Origin of the sequence: Herbaspirillum sp. UBA812, assembly GCF_002296545.1 — a bacterium.
Lineage (GTDB): Bacteria > Pseudomonadota > Gammaproteobacteria > Burkholderiales > Burkholderiaceae_D > Herbaspirillum > Herbaspirillum huttiense.
This window is the reverse complement of record NZ_DBIC01000298.1, coordinates 22,747-41,977: the sequence shown is the minus strand read 5'-3', so window position 1 is coordinate 41,977 and position 19,231 is coordinate 22,747. Positions and strand designations below refer to the sequence as shown.

General features: G+C 62.7%; 17 protein-coding genes. 7 read left to right on the top strand and 10 right to left on the bottom strand.

Annotated features, from left to right (window positions below; genetic code table 11):
- Positions 1 to 723: SDR family NAD(P)-dependent oxidoreductase (locus B3873_RS20735; protein ID WP_286868734.1), on the bottom strand; the 723-nt coding region annotated here is incomplete at its 3' end.
- Between the two features lie 210 nt (positions 724 to 933).
- On the opposite strand from B3873_RS20735, the gene B3873_RS20730 reads away from it, so the two are divergent.
- A complete protein-coding gene (locus tag B3873_RS20730) occupies positions 934 to 1,824 on the top strand; it encodes a LysR substrate-binding domain-containing protein (protein WP_034332118.1) in 891 nt (296 codons plus the stop codon).
- Here the strand turns inward: B3873_RS20730 and B3873_RS20725 are convergent.
- The 3 genes from B3873_RS20725 to B3873_RS20715 all read right to left on the bottom strand — a co-directional run bounded on the left by B3873_RS20725 (position 1,818) and on the right by B3873_RS20715 (position 6,975).
- A complete protein-coding gene (locus tag B3873_RS20725; RefSeq protein ID WP_286868733.1) occupies positions 1,818 to 2,711 on the bottom strand; it encodes a hypothetical protein in 894 nt (297 codons plus the stop codon). The genes B3873_RS20730 and B3873_RS20725 overlap by 7 nt on opposite strands.
- A 67-nt stretch (positions 2,712 to 2,778) precedes the next feature.
- Positions 2,779 to 4,197 (bottom strand): cardiolipin synthase, encoded by a 1,419-nt coding sequence (gene cls / locus B3873_RS20720; RefSeq protein WP_039785938.1) that lies wholly within the window; start codon positions 4,195 to 4,197, stop codon positions 2,779 to 2,781.
- Positions 4,198 to 4,425: 228 nt separating this feature from the next.
- The gene (locus B3873_RS20715; RefSeq protein ID WP_286868731.1) at positions 4,426 to 6,975 is read right to left on the bottom strand and encodes a PepSY domain-containing protein; all 2,550 of its coding nucleotides are present in this window, start codon (positions 6,973 to 6,975) and stop codon (positions 4,426 to 4,428) included.
- Between the two features lie 313 nt (positions 6,976 to 7,288).
- Between B3873_RS20715 and B3873_RS20710 the strand changes: the two genes are divergently transcribed.
- Complete coding sequence (locus tag B3873_RS20710) at positions 7,289 to 7,663, top strand: type II toxin-antitoxin system RelE/ParE family toxin (protein ID WP_134137167.1); 375 nt, start codon at positions 7,289 to 7,291, stop codon at positions 7,661 to 7,663.
- Entirely contained in the window at positions 7,647 to 8,027 is a 381-nt protein-coding gene (locus tag B3873_RS20705) for an XRE family transcriptional regulator (RefSeq protein WP_121044185.1), read from the top strand. Before B3873_RS20710 ends, B3873_RS20705 begins: the two co-directional genes overlap by 17 nt.
- 72 nt (positions 8,028 to 8,099) lie before the next feature.
- Here the strand turns inward: B3873_RS20705 and B3873_RS20700 are convergent, their stop codons facing one another.
- Both B3873_RS20700 and B3873_RS20695 read right to left on the bottom strand, forming a co-directional pair.
- Positions 8,100 to 8,933 carry an alpha/beta hydrolase gene (locus B3873_RS20700; RefSeq protein WP_209567777.1) on the bottom strand — a complete coding sequence of 278 codons (834 nt, stop codon included), beginning with the start codon at positions 8,931 to 8,933 and terminating at the stop codon, positions 8,100 to 8,102.
- Between the two features lie 45 nt (positions 8,934 to 8,978).
- A complete protein-coding gene (locus tag B3873_RS20695; protein ID WP_121044179.1) occupies positions 8,979 to 9,893 on the bottom strand; it encodes a LysR substrate-binding domain-containing protein in 915 nt (304 codons plus the stop codon).
- Positions 9,894 to 10,137: 244 nt separating this feature from the next.
- Between B3873_RS20695 and B3873_RS20690 the strand changes: the two genes are divergently transcribed.
- Genes B3873_RS20690 through maiA form a run of 4 tightly spaced genes read left to right on the top strand, consistent with a single transcriptional unit; the run spans position 10,138 to position 14,837 of the window.
- Complete coding sequence (locus tag B3873_RS20690) at positions 10,138 to 11,481, top strand: MFS transporter (protein WP_286868724.1); 1,344 nt, start codon at positions 10,138 to 10,140, stop codon at positions 11,479 to 11,481.
- Positions 11,478 to 12,815 carry a homogentisate 1,2-dioxygenase gene (hmgA, locus tag B3873_RS20685; protein WP_286868723.1) on the top strand — a complete coding sequence of 446 codons (1,338 nt, stop codon included), beginning with the start codon at positions 11,478 to 11,480 and terminating at the stop codon, positions 12,813 to 12,815. The genes B3873_RS20690 and hmgA overlap by 4 nt, the downstream gene beginning before the upstream one ends.
- The gene (gene fahA, locus B3873_RS20680; protein ID WP_286868722.1) at positions 12,812 to 14,158 is read left to right on the top strand and encodes a fumarylacetoacetase; all 1,347 of its coding nucleotides are present in this window, start codon (positions 12,812 to 12,814) and stop codon (positions 14,156 to 14,158) included. Before hmgA ends, fahA begins: the two co-directional genes overlap by 4 nt.
- 31 nt (positions 14,159 to 14,189) lie before the next feature.
- On the top strand, positions 14,190 to 14,837 hold the full coding sequence (gene maiA / locus B3873_RS20675; RefSeq protein ID WP_039785948.1) for a maleylacetoacetate isomerase: 648 nt from the start codon (positions 14,190 to 14,192) through the stop codon (positions 14,835 to 14,837).
- A gap of 4 nt (positions 14,838 to 14,841) precedes the next feature.
- On the opposite strand, the gene B3873_RS20670 is transcribed toward maiA, so the two are convergent.
- The 4 genes from B3873_RS20670 to B3873_RS20655 all read right to left on the bottom strand — a co-directional run bounded on the left by B3873_RS20670 (position 14,842) and on the right by B3873_RS20655 (position 19,222).
- Complete coding sequence (locus B3873_RS20670) at positions 14,842 to 15,297, bottom strand: MaoC family dehydratase (RefSeq protein ID WP_134137161.1); 456 nt, start codon at positions 15,295 to 15,297, stop codon at positions 14,842 to 14,844.
- Between the two features lie 83 nt (positions 15,298 to 15,380).
- Positions 15,381 to 16,049 carry a hypothetical protein gene (locus B3873_RS20665; protein WP_276841428.1) on the bottom strand — a complete coding sequence of 223 codons (669 nt, stop codon included), beginning with the start codon at positions 16,047 to 16,049 and terminating at the stop codon, positions 15,381 to 15,383.
- A gap of 224 nt (positions 16,050 to 16,273) precedes the next feature.
- Positions 16,274 to 18,295 (bottom strand): flagellar filament capping protein FliD, encoded by a 2,022-nt coding sequence (gene fliD / locus B3873_RS20660; RefSeq protein ID WP_209532045.1) that lies wholly within the window; start codon positions 18,293 to 18,295, stop codon positions 16,274 to 16,276.
- 432 nt (positions 18,296 to 18,727) lie between these two features.
- Positions 18,728 to 19,222 carry an Lrp/AsnC family transcriptional regulator gene (locus B3873_RS20655; protein ID WP_081486017.1) on the bottom strand — a complete coding sequence of 165 codons (495 nt, stop codon included), beginning with the start codon at positions 19,220 to 19,222 and terminating at the stop codon, positions 18,728 to 18,730.
- Positions 19,223 to 19,231: the final 9 nt, after the last annotated feature.

Below are 19,231 nucleotides of genomic sequence, written 5' to 3'. Positions count from 1 at the left end.
GTCCAGCGTGATGCCGGTGCAGTATTGCGAAAGGTCGCTGCCGAGGAAGACGCAGGCGCCGCCGATGTCGTCGGCACGGCCCAGGCGCGCCAGCGGAATGGTCTCGGCGATCTCGGCCTTCTTTTCTTCGGTGAGCTTGCCCTTGATGATGTCGGTGCCGATCAGGCCGGGGGTGATGCTGTTGACGCGGATGCCTTCCGGGCCGAACTCGCGCGCCATGGCACGCGCCAGCCCCAGCACGCCGGCCTTGGCCGCCGAATAGTGCGGCCCCCCCAGGATGCCGCCGCCGCGCTGCGCCGATACCGACGAGATGCAGATGATGGAACCGCTCTGCTGCGCACGCATGGCCGGCAGCACCGCCTGCGACATGTAGAGCGTGCCGCGCAGGCTGACATCGAGGATGCGGTCGTAATCCGCACCGGTGATCTCCAGCGTCTTGACGGGTTGGGTGATGCCGGCATTGTTGACCAGGATGTCGATGCGGCCGAACTGCTTGACGGCCTGGGCGATGGCCGCCTCGCAGGAAGCCTTGTCGGTCACGTCCGCCACCAGCCCCAGATGCTGGCTGCCGATGCGGGCGGCAGCACCGGCCGGATCGGCTTGCGCCAGGTCCAGCACCACCACGCGGGCGCCTTGTCCGGCCATCAGGCGCGCGGTGGCGTAGCCCAGTCCGTTGATTCCTGCACCGCCGGTGATGACGGCAACCTTGTCCTTGAGCAGCATGTCGTGTTCTCCAGATGTTTGCGTTGAAGTGAGCAACAGCGGAGACAGCGCGGATGCGCGATGGCGCGTGCTGCCGTGCAGCATGCAGGGGATTTGACCATGTCTCCGTTTTTGTTCTGATGGGCATGGTCGAACTTTCCTCGCCTGACGACAAGCGAAGTCTCGTCATGTTAAAGTGACGGATCATCATCTTAGCCACAGAGCCCGTCCATGGCCGTTCTCCCGCCGTTACCCAACCTTCAGGCCTTCGAAGCGGTGGCCCGGCGCAAGAGTTTTGCGCTGGCGGCGGCCGAGCTGCACCTGACCGCTTCGGCGGTGAGCCATCAGGTGGCGCGGCTGGAGTCCTATCTCGGCATTCGCCTCTTCGAGCGCAGCGCGCATGGCGTGCGCATCACCACGGCCGGGGAGAGCTATCTGGCGCGCATCCAGGGGGCGATCTCGGCCATTACGGCGGCCTCCATGGATGTGCGGCAGGGGGTCAGCAATACGCTCTACATCCACTCCGCGCCCAGCATCGCCAGCCTGTGGCTGATGGCACGGCTCAATGATTTCGCGCGCACCTATCCGGAGATCACCTTCAATCTCTCGGCGGCACACTCGCAGAGCAATTTCGAACTGGGCGAGGTCGATATCGACATCCGCTACGGCATTCCCAACTGGCCGGGACTGGTGGTGGAACCGCTCTTTGAAGAGCGCATCGTGCCGCTGGCCAGCCCGGCTTTCATCCGTGAGTACAAGCTCAAAAAACCTGCCGATCTGCTGGGCGTGAAGCTCATTCGCAGCAATGTGAGCGTGGTGCAGTGGTCGGACTGGTTCGGGGAATTTGCGGACGTGCGTCCGCCGGAGCAATTCGCTGTGCGCTTCGACCGCGCACAGATGTCACTGGATGCCGCCACCCAGGGATTGGGCGTGGCGCTGGAGAGCGCGACCGTGGCCGCGCGACACATCGAGGAAAAGAAACTGAAACCGGTCTTTGGACTGGAACGCGCCATCAAGGTCAAGGCGCACTTTGCGGTCTATCCGGCGCATCATGCGCGCCGGCCTGCGGTGGCTGCGTTCCTTGAGTGGCTGCGTGAGCAGGCCGAAGTGCAGGATTACTGAGCGGCCTTCTGCTGCCGCGCCACTTCCTTGCGCTTCATGGAGAGATAGTCCTCGCGGCTGACCTCATGCAACTGGCGGGGATATTGTTCGGTCGCACCGTACCAGGCCGTCAGCCGCTTCTCCAGCCGTTCTCCGGCCGGTGCTTCCAGGCCGGACAGATAGGCATCGACGGCCAGGTAATAGCGCATGGTATTGCGCTCCACCGTGGCGCGGCTGCCCGAGACATACTGCGGCTGTCCGTTGGCCTCGCGCTTGACCACGCTGAAACCGACCTTGTCGCGGCCGGCCGTCATCAGGTAGGCACGCAGCGCCAGCTTGCTGGCCATGCCATAGGAATAGGCATAGCTGAAATGCAGGAAGGAGCGCTTGTCATCCAGCGGAATGGCTTCAATCTCGATGCGATAGTTGGAGGTGTCCAGCGGACCCTTGTCGGCCAGCATCGAGGACGAAAAATAATCGACCGCGCTGGCCCCGCCGTGATAGCGCAGGTCGACGCGGTAGGTATCGTTGAGATCCTGTTCGGTCTTCTTGCCGACCTGCATGCGCAGGGTGGTCTTGCCGTTCTCGCGCATCATGCGGCAATACTTGGTGTTGAGGTGCAGGATGAGAATGTCACACCAATGATCAGGATTGTCCAGCGACTCGCGCACTTGCGCAAAGGGATAGCTCAGCACGGCATAGATGTCGCCCTTGACGTTGCCGCCCTCCTCGCGCGAATTCAGGTAAAGCGGGCGATGGTAACCGTTGTTGCTGAGCTCGCCCTGCAATTCTTCGTAACGGCTCTTCATGGCGACCGCACCGGTCTGGGTTTGGGCATGTGCCCAGCTGCCGACCGCCAGGGCACAGGTGGCAGCCAGCAACAAGCGTGAGGTCAGACGGGACAACATCGATCGCAAACCGGACTCCTTTTCGATTTCAGTACATTCGTTCATTCACCGGCGTTTCCCGCCGCGCTCAAAGCAGGCGGGACCAGACGCTGGCACCAAATTCCTTCATCCTTTCACTGATCGGGCGCTGCTCCCATTGTTCCTTTGTGATTTCCTTGGAGGCGCCAAGATCCCGGTCGAACATGGTTTTATTCTGGGCCCCGAATTGCGGGCTCAGGATCACGGCATTGATTTCCTGGTTGTAGACGAAGCTGCGCCAGTCGAGGTTGGTCGAACCGATGGTGGACCAGACGCCATCGATGAGCGCGGTTTTGGAATGCAGCAGCGCGTCCTGGCGCTCGTAGATGCGCACGCCCGCTTCCAGCAGTTCGCTGTAGAAGGAGCGCGAGGCATACAGCACCAGCGAGGAGTCGCTGTGCGAGGGCAGGATCAGGCGCACATCCACGCCGCGCCGGGCCGCATCCTTGAGCGAATCGCGCAGTTGCGGATCGGGCACGAAGTAGGCATTGGTCAGGTAGATCGAGCTCTCGGCATGCTGGATGGCCGAGATGAAGGTGGCGTAGATGATGCTGTAAGGATCATCCGGTGAGCTACCGATGGCGCGCACGATCTCGTTGCCGGCCGGGGCCACGGGCGGGAAATAGCGATGGTCGCCGAGGTCCGGACCGCGCTGCTTGCCCCAGGTCTCAATGAACAGCTTCTGGAATTCCAGCGCCACCGGGCCATCGATGCGCACCTGCGTATCACGCCAAGGGATCTGCTCGCCGTCCTTGTTGAGCTGTGGTTTTTTCTTGCGGGTGCTGAAGGACCCGCTGGAATACACGCTGCTGATGTTGATGCCGCCGACGAAAGCGGTCTTGCCATCGACCACCAGCAGCTTGCGGTGATCGCGCTGGTTGACGGCCCAGTCCTTGCGCAGCTGCGTCGGATTGAGCGGGTTGAATTCCAGCACGTGGACACCGGCATCGATCAGGGGCTGGAAGAATTCGCGCGGGGTATTGATGCTGCCCACGCTGTCATACATCAGGTTGACCTGGACTCCCTTTTTCTGCATGGCGATCAGCAGATCGGCAAACTGGCGGCCGACCTCATCGTCTTCCATGATGTAGGTTTCCATGTTGATGTGATAGCGCGCGGCCTGGATGGCCTGCTGCATGGAGGCGTAGGTGGCCGGGCCGTCGATGAGCAGCGTGACCTTGTTGCCGGTGACCAGCGGCGAGCCGGTGATGGCGCCTTCGATGGCCACGTGGCGGTCCAGCAGGGTGTTGTCGGCATTCTGCGCGCGCAGCTTGTCCAGCGCGGCCTTGGCCTGTGCCTCCGAGAGTACGCCGCGTCCGCCCTTCATCTGGATGGTGCGGGCCGATTGCGTGTCCATGTCGGGCACGATGGTGGGCAGCGAACTGCACGCGGCCAGCATCACCGAGCTCAGCAGCAATACGAGCCCGGCGGCGGACCAGCTCCTCAATCTCATTTTCTTGTTGGTCATGGAAGGATCCCGGTTGGGCGCTGCCATGGACCGCGACGCTGTCCGGCGTCGGCAGGCAACGCTGTGCGGACGAGTATATGCCCGGCCGCAGCGCCGTAGCGCGGCCGCAGGCACGAATCGGAACTGTCCTACAGAGGAAAGCGGGAGCTGCCTACAGGGGGGCGCGGGAGGTGTTGCATCCCGCAGGAGGAGAGGCGGATGGATCGACGATCCATCCGGCGGGAATCATCAGTAAACGTCGCGGCGATAGCGATTCTGTTCGATCAGGGCATGCAGGCCGGCTTCGCCCAGCAGGTCCGTGAGGACGGCATCGACACCGGCGGCCATGCCTTCCAGGCTGCCGCAGACGTAGATGACGGCCCCCTGGTCCAGCCACTGGCGCAGCTCGGGCCCGGCTTCACGCAGGCGGTCCTGTACATACAGGCGTTCGCTCTGGTCACGCGAGAAGGCGAGGTCAAGGCGCGCCAGGCGGCCGTGCTCCAGCCAGTCTTGCAATTCATCGGCATACAGGAAATCGTAACGTTCGTTACGTTCTCCAAAAAGCAGCCAGTTGCGGGACTGCGTTTCTGCGTGCTGCATGCGTGCGCGCAGGTGACCGCGCAAGCCGGCCAGGCCCGAGCCATTGCCGATGAAGATGGCCGGCGTATCGGCCGCGACCGGAGCGAAACCGGCGTTCTCCACCAGTCGCAGATCGATGGACGCATCGTCTGGTGCAAATTCGGTCAGCCAGCCGGAGGCCAGTCCCAGTCCGTCTTCATGCCGGACCTGGCGCACCAGCAGGTGCACCGCGCCATCCTGTGGCACCGAGGCCACCGAGTACGAACGCGCGGCCAGGGGCTGCAACTGGTCGGCCAGGGCTTGGGCATCCCGTACGGGATGCGTGGGCAGCACGCTGCAGGCCAGCGCGTCGGCCAGCGTCTTTTGGCGGCCTTGATGGCTCACCATGGCGCTGCCATCCAGCTGCAGTCGCTGCAGCAGCAGGGCGATACGATCCGGTGCGTGGCGCGGCAGGATCTCCACCAGTGCACCGGCTTGCCAGTCGGGCAGGCTGCCGTCCTGCGGCTTTAATTCCACGTGATACAGCGGCGCGCCTTGGCTGCCCGGATTCATCAGCACGCGTCGTGTCAGCTTCCATTGTTGCCATGCCGGTGCAGTGGTGGGCAGGAGTTCGCTCACATTCGCCTGCAGTCCGTGGGCAGCCAGTTCAGTTTCCCATTTGCGCAGCGCCACGCCGGCCATGCGGTCCACTTCCACCAGCGGGAACAGGGGCTTGGCCCCGCACTGGCGCAGGCCGTGGTCGAGGGTGTGGCCGAAGCCGCAGAACTGTGCGTAGTGACGGTCGCCCAGCGCCAGGATGGCGTATTGCACGTGGGCCAGCGACTGCCCTGCGGCCTGGCGCAGGCGCTTTTCGAAGCCGCGTGCGCTGTCGGGCGCATCGCCCTCGCCAAAGGTGCTGGCGATGAAGAGGATGCGGCGGTGATGGCGCAAGCTCTCCGGCGTGCTTTGTGCCAGCGCTTGCAGCTGCACGGCGATGCCGCTGCGGCGCAGGCCGGCAGCGGTATGCAGGGCGATGCGCTCGGCCTGGCCGGTCTGCGAGGCATAGGCCACCAGGACCGGTTCGCCTTCGGGAGCGGGTGCGGTGCCGTTGAGGCTGGCACGTTCGGCGCGCAGCGCGGCTTTCTTGCGGCGGCGGTCGAGATAGAGCATCCAGCCGGTGATGCCGAAGAGCGGCATCATCAGGCTGGCGATGGCCATGATGATGCGGCCCGGCAGGCCGAAGTAAGTGCCCATGTGCAGCGGATAGATGGCGGCGATCAGCTTGCCGCCATTGCTCTTGTCCTCGTAACGTTCCAGCTGCCGGACCTCGCCGCTCTGCGGCAGGACTACCATGCGGCTGCGGGCGCGCTCATGGGGCGCACCGTGATCGAGGAAGAAGATCTGCACCGGCTGTGATCCCTGTTCCGGCAGGCGCAGCTGGGCGCTCTGGTAGTCCGGTGCTTTGGCGAGGAAACTGTTCCAGGCCTGGGTCAGTTCCAGCGGGATGGCTTCGTCCGTGGCCGGTTTCTTCTTGCCTTCGCCGCGCTGCATGGCGGGGCGGCGGCTCTCGCCGGCCAGCGTATTGAGGCCGTCCTTGAACCAGTCCAGCGCCCAGTAGGCACCCGTGATGGAGAACACGACATACATCACCAGCGACCAGGTACCGATCACCGAATGCAGATTCCACAGGAAGGAGCGGCCCTGCAACTGGAAGTCCAGCCGCAGCCAGGCGCGCAGCGACAGCGGGCGGCGCGGCCAGCGCAGGTAGAGGCCGGAGAGCGCCAGCATCAGCAGCGCCAGTGCCAGCGTGCCCAGGACGATCTTGCCGATCTCGGTGGGCAGCAGCAGCCAGCGGTGGAAGTGCTCGATGAACTCGAAGAATTCCGCGCCTGTCACCGGCGGCAGCAGCGCGCCGGTATAGGGATCGGCATAGCGCACCTCACCGCGCCGCACGCCGGGCGGCGGCGCGAACACCACGCGGGCCGAGGCGCCGGGTTCAGAAGTGAGGGTGAGGGTGGTGACGCGCCGGGCCGGTTCGGCCTCACGCAGTTTGTCCAGCAGTTGCTGGGGCGTGAGCGTGGCCTGCTGGCGCACTTGCACATGCATCACGCCGGGGCTCAGGGCTTCCATGATTTCTTCGCGGAAAGCCAGCACGGCGCCGGTCACGCCGATGGTCATCAACAGGGTGCCGGCAGTAATGCCGATGAACCAGTGCAACTGGAACCAGATCTTCTTGAACATGTATCACTAGGGCGGCGAGAGGCGCGCATGCGCCTTGTTGGTCTTGTCTGCCGGGCCGCAGCGGGGGCGACCGGCGGGTCAGGCCGGTATTATAGTTCAGATGAAAATGATTCTTATTGTTGTTTTGGGTGGCGTGATGTAGCTGTCCGTACACAAAACTCTTCGAGCTCCACCATGAATTTTCCTTGAGGAAATTATTTGCCAGTCTTGCTGGTTAACCTGGCCGACCAAGCCAGGAGCGCATGTTGCCGGAAATTCTCCTGCCATCTTCAAAAAATTCCTTAAGTGGAATATAACTTCAGGGGAATAAAGCATGCAATGCGAGGTAGAATTTACCGATGAATTCGAAGACTGGTGGGATCGGCTCAATGATGCTGAGCAGACGTCCGTGGCTGCCTACGTCGGCCTGCTGGAGAAAAACGGACCCGCTCTCCGACACCCATACAGTTCTGGAATTCTCGGTTCCAGGCATGCGCACATGAGAGAGCTTCGGATCCAGCATGCCGGAAGACCTTACCGGGTGCTCTACGCATTTGATCCATTGCGGCATGCGATCCTGTTGATTGGCGGAGACAAGACCGGAAACCATCGTTGGTACGAGCACACCATCCCTCTCGCGGACAGGCTCTACGACGTTCATCTCGACACACTGAGCAAGGAGGCAGTCGATCATGGCAAAAAAATTTAGTGAATTGCGCGCCCGCATGCATCCTGAGGCGCAAGTGCAGGCAAACGCAAGAACCGAATCCATGCAGACCTGCATCAAATTGCAGGCATTGCGCAAGAGCCTGCAAGTGACGCAGGCCAGCCTTGCCGCGAGTTTGAATATTCAGCAGGCAGCCATTTCGAAGATGGAAAGTCGTGATGACCTGCTAGTGAGCAGCGTCATGGACTTCGTGCGGGGCTTGGGCGGTCAATTGGTGCTGACGGCAACGTTCCCAGGCAACAAGACGTTTGATTTGACACCCGAACCGGTGAAGGTCCTGCGCGCGCCCATTGCCGTTACGGAAAAGCCTCGAGCCAAGATGCGCCGACCGGGCAAGGCAAGCTGACTTCAGTGTCTCTCCGCTACAGCATCCAGCCACCGGGACGTAGCGTGGCTGGGGCGACATCGGCAAGCTCGTTTACCCCAACATCATCTTCAACAGGGTCCGAGTCAAACTGCTCCCGGTATCGGCCGCCACATCCACCACGCTCAGGTGATGTTGCCCGGGCAGCGGCAAGACTTCCACCGCATGTCCCGACTGCCGCAGCGTGGCCGCATAGAAATCGCGCTGGCGCAGGAATTCCGCCGATTCATCGTCGCCCGCGCACAGCAAGGCCTGTACCCCATTGGGCATGGCCAGCAGCTGCGGGCTGGCCTGCTGGGCGTCCGAGGGCGAGAGGTGCAGCACTTCGTTCAGATAGGACAGCCGCACCGGTTCCAGGTCATAGATCCCGCTGATGCCGCACACGCCGCGCACCGGTGCGGCACCCAGCGAAGCAATCAGTGCGGCCAGGTGCGCACCGGCCGAGTGGCCCATGAGCCAGATTGCATCCGGATCGAAGCGCAGCGCCGCCGCCTTGGCATACAGCATGCGCAGCGCGCGCCCGCAGTCGGCGGCGATGTCGCCCATGCGCACTTGTGGGGCCAGGCGATAATTGATGAGGGCCACGTTGATGTCCTGGGCCAGGTAGGGCAGGGCCAGCTGGCTGAACTGGTGCTTGTCCAGCGAGCGCCAGTAGCCGCCGTGGATGAAGACCAGCAGGGGCCGGCCATTGCTGCGCCCGGGAAAGAAATCCAGCGTCTGCAGCGCATCCTCGCCGTAAGGCACATCGGTCAGATGCGGATGCGCTTGCCGCGCTGCTTCTCCCTCGCGCGCAAAGCGGTCGAAATACGCCTGGAAATCCGTAATACGCAGGCGCACGTTGTATTGCTCGTCGAGCGCCTCGCGGTCATAGTCGCGGTAGATGTTCATGTTGTCTCCCCGGCCTTCTGGCCACAGTCGTTGTCCTGCCCGGATTCATTCCGCAAAGTGCGCCGAGATCAGGTTGCGCAGCCAGACATTGCCCTCGTCCTGATTGTAGCGGCGATGCCAGAACATGTTGGTCTGCAGCGCCGGCAGGCGCAGCGGCGGTTTGATGTAGCGCAGTCCGAAGGGCGCGGCAGCACTCTCGGCCAGCTTGCGCGGCACCGTCACCACCAGCGCCGTGGTGCTGACGATGTAAGGGACCGCCGTGAAATGCGGCACCCGGAAGCGCACGCTGGGCAGCACGCCCGCCTTCTCCAGATTCTGGTTGATGCGATCATAAGGACTCTCCAGCGAAGACACCATCAGGTGCTCGGCCGCCAGGAATTCCTTGAGGCTGACTTCGCCGCGCTTGTCCAGCGCATGGCCGATGCGGAACATGCTCACGTATTCCTGGCGGAACAATCGCCGCTGGTACAGCGCCTCCGACAGATTGTCGAACGCGCCGATGGCCAGGTCCACCCGGCCGGCTTCCATTTCACTCTTCAGGTCGATGGCGCCGGCACGCACGGTCGACAGGCTCACGCCCGGCGCGACCTCGGCACAGGCTTCGATCAGGCGCGGCATGAAATACACCTCGCCCACATCAGTCATGGCAATCGTGAAGCGGCGCTCGCTGGTCTGTGGCGCAAAGCCTTCCTGCAGGTTGAGAGCACGGGCCACCTGCTGCAGCGCCGCAGCCACCGGCTCGGCCAGCTGTTCGGCAAAGGGCGTGGGCTGCATGCCTTGCGCCGTGCGCACGAACAGCTCATCGCCGAAGCTGCGCCGCAACCGCGCCAGCGCATTGGACACGGCCGGCTGCGACAGCCCCAGCCGGCGGGCGACCGAGGAGATCTGGCGTTCCTGGAAGACTTCCTGAAATACCACCAGCAGGTTGAGATCGATGTCGCGCGGTTCGATGAGGGCCATGGTCAGCTCGGCAGTACGGCAAACGCGTGCACTGCAATATTCATGAAATGAATGGATCGTATTTTCGCATTTATATCGTAAAAGAAGGGCGATTGCACTACAGTGACGGCGCGACAACACCATCAAGAGCCGCGCAGCAGCGCCTGCGCACACGGCCATGCAATCTGCCATTGTCGGCCTCATCGGCCCATGGATGGCAGGCAACACAACTAAAAAAACGTAAAGACAGACGAGGAGCACGACAATGAGTATCCACGCAAGTGGCGCTCTCCCCACGGTCCATGTGGACCAGGTGGTGGAGCAGGGCCGGTTCGGCACTTTTCAATTCGGCCTGCTGCTGCTGTGCGGCCTGTGCCTCATCATCGATGGTTTCGACGTGCAGGCCATGGGCTATGTGGCCCCGGCCATCATCGCCGACTGGGGCGTGAGCAAGGCCAGCCTGGGACCGGTATTCGGTGCCGGCCTGTTCGGCATGCTGCTGGGCTCGCTGGTGCTTACCCCCGTGGGTGACCGCTACGGGCGCCGTCCGGTCCTGATCGCGTCGACCCTGTTCTTCGCGGTCTGCATGCTGGTCACACCGCTGGTCACCACCATCGATCAGTTGCTGATCGTGCGTTTCATCACCGGCTTCGGACTGGGCAGCATCATGCCCAATGCGATGGCGCTGGTGGGTGAATATAGTCCCTCATCCTCACGTGTGACCCGCATGATGCTGGTCTCCTGCGGCTTTACCGTGGGCGCTGCGGCCGGCGGATTCGTGAGCGCAGCGCTGATCCCGGCACACGGCTGGCATGCGGTGTTCTGGGTGGGCGGTGCAGTGCCGCTGGTGCTGGGCCTGGCGATGCTGGTCTGGCTGCCGGAATCGATACAGTTCCTGGTGCTGCACCGTCGTGCGCGCAGCCAGGTGGCACGCTGGCTGCGCAAGCTCGATCCCGCTATCCGCATCGATGACAAGACCGAGGTCGTGGTCAAGGAAAGCAAGGCCGAAGGCATGCCGGTAGCGGCGCTCTTCCGCGATGGCCGCGCGGCTGTCACCGTGCTGCTGTGGTTGATCAGCTTCATGAACCTGATCAACCTGTACTTCCTCTCCAACTGGCTGCCTACGCTCATTCGAGACGCCGGCTATTCCACCAGCATGGCCGTGCTGATCGGCACCTCGCTGCAAGTGGGCGGCGTGGTCGGTACGCTGACCTTGGGCCGCTTCATCAACCGCTTCGGCTTCACCCGCGTGCTGGGCACCTGCTTCCTGCTGGCCTGCGTGTCCATTGCGCTGATCGGCAAGGTGGCGGCCATGCCGGTGCTGCTGTTCCTGGCGGTGATCGTGGCGGGCTTCTGCATCGTGGGTGGACAACCGGCCGTCAATGCACTGGCCGGTACCTTCTACCCAACCACGCTGCGTTCCACCGGCATCGGCTGGGCGCTGGGCATCGGCCGCATCGGCTCGGTGGTCGGGCCGGTCATCGGCGGCCAGCTGATCGCGCTGCAGTGGAGCAATGGTTCGCTGTTCATCGCTGCGGCGGTGCCGGCGCTGATTTCGGCGCTGACCATCGCGCGCCTGCATCGTACTTCCCGAGGAGTGTCCGCATGAATACCGTCACCGATTCTTCCGTCAGCCATCACGTGCATACACGCGGCTACCAGTCCGGCTTCGGCAATGAGTTCGCCACCGAGGCCCTGCCGGGTGCGCTTCCCGCGCACCAGAATTCGCCGCAGCGTGCGCCCTATGGCCTGTATGCCGAGCAGATTTCCGGTACCGCCTTCACTGCACCGCGCGGTCACAATCGTCGCTCGTGGCTCTATCGCATCCGTCCGGCAGCAGTGCATCATCCCTTTGAGCCGATGGAACGCGGCCTGCTGGTGAGCCACTTCGACGACGTCGCAGCGCCGCCCAACCAGTTGCGCTGGGATCCGCTACCCATGCCGACCGTGCCCACCGATTTCATCGAAGGGATGGTCACCATGGCCGGCAACGGCTCTCCGCAAGCCCAGAGCGGTTGCGCCATCCACTTGTATGCCGCCAATTGCTCGATGACCGATCGCTTCTTCTATTCGGCCGATGGCGAACTGCTGATCGTGCCGCAGCTGGGCCGCCTGCAATTGCGTACCGAGCTGGGCGTGATCGATATCGAGCCGCAGGAGATCGCCGTCATTCCGCGTGGCGTGCGCTTCCAGGTGCGTCTGCCGGATGGCGAGGCACGCGGCTACATCTGTGAGAATTTCGGCGCGCTGCTGCGCCTGCCTGATCTTGGTCCGCTGGGTTCCAACGGACTGGCCAATCCGCGCGATTTCGCCACGCCGCACGCCTGGTACGAAGACCGCGAAGGCGACTTCCAGCTCATCGCCAAATTCGGCGGCAATCTGTGGCAGGCGAAGATCGGCCATTCGCCGCTGGATGTGGTGGCCTGGCATGGCAACTATGTTCCCTACAAGTACGACCTGCGCCACTTCAACACCATCGGTTCGATCAGCTACGACCATCCCGATCCCTCGATCTTCCTGGTGCTGCAGTCGCAGAGCGATACGCCCGGCGTGGATACGATCGACTTCGTGATCTTCCCGCCGCGTTGGCTGGCCGCTGAAAATACCTTCCGTCCGCCCTGGTTCCACCGCAACGTGGCCAGCGAATACATGGGCCTGATCACCGGCCAGTACGATGCCAAGGAAGGCGGCGGCTTTGTGCCCGGCGGCGGCAGCCTGCATAATTGCATGAGCGGTCACGGACCGGACGCGGCCACCTTCGAGAAAGCCAGCCGCATCGATACCAGCACCCCGAACAAGGTCGACCACACCATGGCCTTCATGTTCGAGACCCGCAACATCCTTTGCCCGACCCGTCACGCCCTGTCCGCGCCGACCTTGCAGCGCGATTATCAGGACTGCTGGCTGGGCATCCAGAAGAACTTCAACCCGGAGCGCGCATGAGCCTGCCTAGCCTGACACTGAACGAAACCCATGACACCTCGCTGCGTAGCTGGGTCCAGAGCGCAAATGCAGAAAACTGCAGCTTCCCGATCCAGAACCTGCCTTACGGCGTGTTTCGCCGCAGCGGCAGTGAAGAAGCGTACCGCGCGGGCGTGGCCATCGGCGACCAGATTCTGGACCTGCCGGCCGCGCAGGCTGCAGGCGCCTTCTCGGGCTTCGATGAAGCCACGCGCACGGCAGCCCATGCCGCCTGCAGCGGCAGCAGCCTCAATGCCCTGATGGCGCTCACGCCGACTGCCTGGTCGGCACTGCGCCTGGCATTGTCGCGTCTGCTGCGCAGCGGTTCGGCGCATCAGTCCGAACTGGCCGCCTGCCTGGTTCCGCAAGCCCAGGCCGAATACGATGTACCGGCCGTGATCGGCGACTACACCGACTTCTACACATCGATCCACCACGCCACCACGATAGGGAAGCTGTTCCGTCCCGACAATCCACTGCTGCCCAACTACAAGTGGGTGCCCATCGGCTATCACGGCCGTGCTTCTTCCATCGCGATCTCGGGCCAGCAGTTCCGCCGTCCGGTCGGCCAGACCAAGGCCCCCGATGCAGACCTGCCCGCTTTCGGTCCCTGCAAGCGGCTGGATTACGAACTGGAACTGGGCATCTTCATCGGCGGCGGCAATGCGCTGGGCGAGCCGGTCCCGATGGCGCAGGCCGAGGACAAGGTGTTTGGACTTTGTCTCCTGAACGACTGGTCCGCACGCGATGTGCAGGCCTGGGAATACCAGCCGCTGGGCCCCTTCCTGTCGAAGAGCTTTGCTTCTACCATCTCGCCCTGGATCGTCACGCTGGAGGCATTGGCGCCATATCGTTGCGGATGGACGCGCCCGGCGGAGGACCCGCAGCCGCTGCCTTACCTGGATGCGCCGACCCTGCGCGAGAGCGGTGCCTTTGACATCGAACTGGAAGTGCTGATCCAGACCGCGGCCATGCGTGAAGCGGGCAGTGCGCCGCAACGGCTCTCGCTGGGCAACTATCGGGATGCCTACTGGACCGTGGCGCAGCTGGTCACGCACCATACCGTCAATGGCTGCAACCTGCGGCCGGGCGACTTCTTCGGGTCGGGAACCTTGTCCGGTCCGGCGCCGGACCAGGCCGGTTCGCTGCTGGAACTGAGCGGTGGCGGCAAGACCCCGCTGACCCTGGCCAATGGCGAGAAGCGCGTCTTCTTGGAAGATGGCGATACCATCATCCTGCGCGCAGTGGCTCGTCGCGATGGCTTGCCCAATATCGGTTTCGGTGAAGCGGCCGGCACCGTGTTGCCTGCCCGCAGCCTGGCCTGATCCGATTGTCTTTCCTGAAGGAAGCAAGCGCATGACTACCCTCTACAGCTATTTCCGCAGCTCGGCCTCGTATCGCGTGCGCATCGCCCTGAACATCAAAGGCGTGGCTTACGAAACGGCGGCCGTGCATTTGTTGAACCAGGGCGGCGAGCAATTGCTGCCCGCCTTCACGCAGTTGAATCCGCATGCGCTGGTGCCGGTACTGGCCGACCAGGGCAAGCTGCTCACGCAATCGATGGCGATGCTGGAGTATCTGGAAGAGCGCTATCCGACGCCCTCCCTGTTGCCGGGCGATGCCTTTGCGCGTGCGCATATTCGCGAACTGTCGCTGGCCATCGCCTGTGAAATCCATCCGCTGAACAACCTGCGCGTGCTGCGTTATCTCAAGCACGCGCTGGCGGTGGATGAGGCACAGAAGACGGCCTGGATCCAGCACTGGATCAAGCTCGGTTTCACCGCGCTGGAACAGCAACTGGCGGCCGATACCACGCGTGGCCACTTCTGCGTAGGCGATGCACCGACCATGGCCGATTGCTTCCTGATTCCGCAGATCTTCAATGCGCGCCGTTTCGAAGTGGACATGGCGCCTTACCCGACGCTGTGCGCCATCGAGGCCGCCTGCAATGCGCTGCCCGCTTTCGAGCAGGCGCATCCGGCGCAACAGCCCGACGCCGCGTAAGCGATCAACCCGGGCTGCGGCGCGGTACCAGCAGGTTGCCGGTCATGATGAGCACGGCTTCGTCGTGCTGGTTGTAAGTCGTCACGCGATGGTTGAGGAATCCCTGCTGCGGCTTGGATTGCGAAGTCTTGATGCCCAGCACTTCGGCTTCCAGGCGCAGTACATCGCCGGGACGGGTCGGACGCGGCCAGCGGAATTCATCGAAGCCGGCACCGATGATGCCGCCCTGGATGTGCAGGGTATCGACCAGCAGGCGCATGGTCAGCGCGGCGGTATGCCAGCCGCTGGCGGCCAGGCCGCGGAAGAAGGTCTGCTGTGCAGCAGCGTCGTCGAGGTGGAAGGGCTGGGGATCGTACTGTTGGGCGAACTGCTTGATCTCTTCGGCGCTCACGGTGAGTGTGCCCGGCGAGCGAAATACCTGGCCGGGCTGGAAGTCATCGAGGTAGTTGAGGGTGGTCACTGAGTCTCCATTCCTGGTTTGCACGCTGTAACGTGCTTGTTGTCGTCATGGGGCAGGTAGCCAGTATAACGATACCGCGCCGCTTATGGACGGGCGGCCAGCCAGGTAGTGATTTGCTGGTGCTGATGCATCCAGCGGAAGGTCTGTGGCGAACGCCAAGCGATCAGTTGACCGATCAATTGATACTCGGCCTCCAGCGCACGGTGGAATATCGGCTCGTGATGGGCGATGCGGTTACGCAATTGTCGGATCGTTTCAAGTGCGTCATGGATGGCCTTGCGATGTTGTGCCACGGAGCGGCGCGGATCGAGATACGGGAAGACGCGCCGCAGGTGAGGATTCCATAGTCGTCCATCATGCCTTGCGGCGAACATGCGCTGCCAGAAGACGAACTTGAGTTCCGCAATCACTTTGCCCGTCTGCCCGATCGGTAGTCCTGCCCGGGCCTTGGCCAAATCATGGCGCGCACCATACGCGATCGAACTGGCGGGCAAGCTTTGTTCAAAGGCGAAGGCCCATGGCCACGCAGCACCGTATTTGGCACCAAGGGCGTCGTCCACCGCATTGCGCAGCACGACTTCACACAAGTGCAGGGGTGTCAGGAAGGCAGCGGAGACCTGCGCGTTCCACAGATAGAGATTGAGTGCGGCAGGGTCGTCGGGGCTGTGGCAGTGGGTGGCCGCCGCGTAGGTCGAGATGCGCGCGGGCGAGAGTGCCCGGTGGATTTCCGCTATCTGTGCCTGAATTGACATCGCACCCGTTAACCCCTATAGTCGCCACGCGAGCCCCGGGATTTGTTAGCGCAAGCTTCCCCCCGAGGACACACGAGAGTTTAACGACGAACCCCGCTTGCAGCGGGGTTTTTCCATTGGGCTTCGGATAAAGCGGAGCAACCTGGGATTTATTCGATGCAGCGGTGACGCGCAACCCGGTGTCACCGCTTCCTCTGCCACGCCATTCGGCGCGGCCGTTCTCATCACGACGACTTGGACAACTTCGCCAGCTGCTGCGTCAGGTAGCTCTGCCGCGATTGCATCGTCGCCAGCGTGACGTTGAGCCGGTTGAACTGGTTGGTGTAGTTGTCCTTCAGGGTTTGCAGCCGATCATTGGCCGCGGTCTGCTGGTCGGTCACGGTCTTGAGGCTGTCCTGCAGGCCCTTGGTCTTGGTGGCCAGCGTGCCGCTGTCGCCCAGGATGCTGTCCATCAGCTTCTGCAGCTTGGGCACTACGCCGGAGGTCCCGGTGAAGAGCTTGGCGACCGCGTCGAAATCCTTGTTGCCGGCCGTCGTCAGCTTGGTCGCATCCAGCGCCAGCGTGCCATCCTTCTGGAACGAGATCCCCACCTGCGACAGGTTCATGCCGCCATCGTCGCCCAGTGCACCCAGCATGGTGCCGCGGATCTGCGTCATCATGTTCAGCACGGAAGATTCCGCTGCCAGCGGCGAGCCGGTGCTGGCCTGACCCTTGGTGGTGGACGGGGTCTGCTTGGTGAGGTTGGTCACGGCCTTGGCCAGGTTGTTGTAGGCCGTCACGAAACTGTTGGCCGCCGTCGACAGGCCGCTGGTGTCATTGGCGATGGACAGCGAGAAATTGTCCGCCGCCGTCGTCACCTTCGCCAGGTTCAGCGTCACGCCCGAAATCGCATTGCTGACCTTGTTGGTGGTGCTGGTCACCGCCACGCCATCGATGGTCAGCTTGGCATCCTGCGCCTTGGCCAATTGCCCCATGCTGCTGCCGGACAGGTTGGCATAGTCATTGCTGCCGACCAGCTTGATCGGATCCGTGCCGGCCGGCGTGAGCACCAGATGGTCATTGCTGCCGTCGTTGCTGATGCTGGCGGTCACGCCGGTATTGGCATCGTTGATGGCCTTCATCACGTCGTTCAGGCCGATGGCACCGCTGTTGTCGAGATCGGTCGGGGTGATGGTGAAGGACTTGCTGCCGACCTGCAGCGCCAGGCTACCGCTGCTGTAAGTCTGGTTGGTCGCCACGCCCGTGGTGGTGACGGTGCCGCTGGGATCGAAGTTGAACACCGCAAAATTGCCGGTGCCGCTGACCCGCAGGCTGTTGGCCGCGCCGCTGTCCTTGGCGGTGAGCACCAGGTGGTCGTTGGTGCCGTCGCTGACGATGGCCGCATTGACGCCCGCATCGCTGGCGTTGATGGCATCGCGCACACCGGCCAGGGTATTGGTCTTGGGCTGGATCAGCGTGGTCGAGCCATTGCCGGTCTTGATGGCCAGCACGCCATTGTCGAAGGTGGTGCCGGGCACGATGCCGGCCGAGCTGACCTTGACCGCCTGTGCCAGCTGGCTCACGCCAATGCTGTACTTGCCGGCGGCGGCCTTGGTGGCATCGCGCGGGGCCTGGATCTGCGTCACCGAGCCCGACACGCTGGGGTCATAGCTCAGCCCGGACAGCGAATTGTTGGCCGTGACCTTGATGGTGTTGGCCGTGCCGCCGGTATTGGATTCCAGGACCAGATGGTCGCCGCTGCCATCGGTGACGATGGAGGCCGTCACGCCGGCCTTGGAGGCATTGATGGTATCGCGCACGCCCGCCAGGGTGGCATTGGCCTGCAGCGTGATGAAGGTGGGCGAGTTGGTGCCGATCTTGATGGCGATCGAGTCGCCGGCATTGAAGGTGGCGCCGCTGGCATAGCCACCGGATTTCAGCTTCTGTGCCAGGACCTTGGTCGAGTCGTCACTGTTGGCTTCTGCCGTGAACGGATCGGTGGTCAGGCTGGTGCCGGTGCCGGCATTGGACACGGTGGTCTTCTGTGCGCTGAAACTGGCGGCCGTCATGACCTTCAGGGCGCTTTGATAGCTGGTCAGTGCATTCTTCAGCGAGCCATACGCGGAAATGAGCGTATTGAAGCCGCTTTCCTTGGTCTTCAGCGGTGTGAGCTTGGACTTGCTCTCGACCGCGATGAGCTGGTTGACCAGCGTCGAAACGTCAAGCGGACCGGCCGATGTCGAGATCGTCCCAGTGGAAGTTGCCATGTTGACCCCTAAGCAAACGTGATGTTCTTGTAATTTGAGAAACTGACCCTTCGTCAGCACACCCGAAGGTTAACGGCACGTCTTTACAAAAGTAAAGGGGAGTTTGCTGACCAATAGTGGTGTTTTTCTGGGGGATTTGTGGAGATTGGATGGAGATGCCGCAATCCGGCCTTCGCGGAGGGCATAAATGTAAAGATGAGGCCGAGGGCTTCCTGCCCTGGAAAGAACTTGCTGTGCGGAAATTGACAGGCGGTGTGCAAAAACGATCAGGACCATCCGCGATCGTCTGTACAGAAAAAGGGGCAGGAAAAAAGCCAGGAAAAAGGCCCGAAAAAGCCTGCGGAAAACCGTGCAGACAGCGCTATCGCCGCCTGCAGAGCGTGCCTGGCTGGCGCCGCACGACATCGTCCGGCGGCGGCCAGCTCATGCGCCTCAGGTCTGGATGAATTTTTCCAGCGGATAGTGATGCTTGATGAAGGGCGACTTGATGACGATGTAGCTGAAGTACTTCTCGATGCGCAGGTTCTGTTCCAGCAGGGATTCGATCACGCTCTGGTAGTGCACCACGCTGCGGGTCATGAACTTGAGCAGGTAGTCATACCCACCGCTGACCAGATGGCATTCGATGATTTCATCGACGTTGCGGATGGTGGCTTCGAACTTGGCGAAGTCTTCGCGCCGATGGTCCGACAGCGTCACCTCGGTGAACACGATCTGGACGTCGGCCAGTTTCTCCAGACGGATATACGCGCCATAGCCGCTGATGTAGCCGGCCTTCTCCAGGCGTTTGACACGGATCAGGCAGGGACTGGGCGAGAGGCCGACGGCGTCGGCCAGGATTACATTGGTAATGCGGCTATTCTGCTGCAGGTGACACAAAATCCTCAGATCGATCCGGTCCAGTTTCAACGCGCCGTTAGTCATCATGTTGCCTCG

Bases quoted from the DNA above. Each gene is read 5' to 3' on its own strand.
- B3873_RS20730 (WP_034332118.1), top strand. From the start codon at position 934: ATGGCCGTTCTCCCGCCGTTACCCAACCTTCAGGCCTTCGAAGCGGTG.
- B3873_RS20705 (WP_121044185.1), top strand. From the start codon at position 7,647: ATGGCAAAAAAATTTAGTGAATTGCGCGCCCGCATGCATCCTGAGGCG.
- B3873_RS20725 (WP_286868733.1), bottom strand. From the start codon at position 2,711: ATGTTGTCCCGTCTGACCTCACGCTTGTTGCTGGCTGCCACCTGTGCC.
- cls (WP_039785938.1), bottom strand. From the start codon at position 4,197: ATGACCAACAAGAAAATGAGATTGAGGAGCTGGTCCGCCGCCGGGCTC.
- B3873_RS20665 (WP_276841428.1), bottom strand. From the start codon at position 16,049: ATGTCAATTCAGGCACAGATAGCGGAAATCCACCGGGCACTCTCGCCC.
- hmgA (WP_286868723.1), top strand. From the start codon at position 11,478: ATGAATACCGTCACCGATTCTTCCGTCAGCCATCACGTGCATACACGC.
- B3873_RS20710 (WP_134137167.1), top strand. From the start codon at position 7,289: ATGCAATGCGAGGTAGAATTTACCGATGAATTCGAAGACTGGTGGGAT.
- B3873_RS20715 (WP_286868731.1), bottom strand. From the start codon at position 6,975: ATGTTCAAGAAGATCTGGTTCCAGTTGCACTGGTTCATCGGCATTACT.
- B3873_RS20695 (WP_121044179.1), bottom strand. From the start codon at position 9,893: ATGGCCCTCATCGAACCGCGCGACATCGATCTCAACCTGCTGGTGGTA.
- fliD (WP_209532045.1), bottom strand. From the start codon at position 18,295: ATGGCAACTTCCACTGGGACGATCTCGACATCGGCCGGTCCGCTTGAC.
- fahA (WP_286868722.1), top strand. From the start codon at position 12,812: ATGAGCCTGCCTAGCCTGACACTGAACGAAACCCATGACACCTCGCTG.
- maiA (WP_039785948.1), top strand. From the start codon at position 14,190: ATGACTACCCTCTACAGCTATTTCCGCAGCTCGGCCTCGTATCGCGTG.
- B3873_RS20655 (WP_081486017.1), bottom strand. From the start codon at position 19,222: ATGATGACTAACGGCGCGTTGAAACTGGACCGGATCGATCTGAGGATT.
- B3873_RS20700 (WP_209567777.1), bottom strand. From the start codon at position 8,933: ATGAACATCTACCGCGACTATGACCGCGAGGCGCTCGACGAGCAATAC.
- B3873_RS20690 (WP_286868724.1), top strand. From the start codon at position 10,138: ATGAGTATCCACGCAAGTGGCGCTCTCCCCACGGTCCATGTGGACCAG.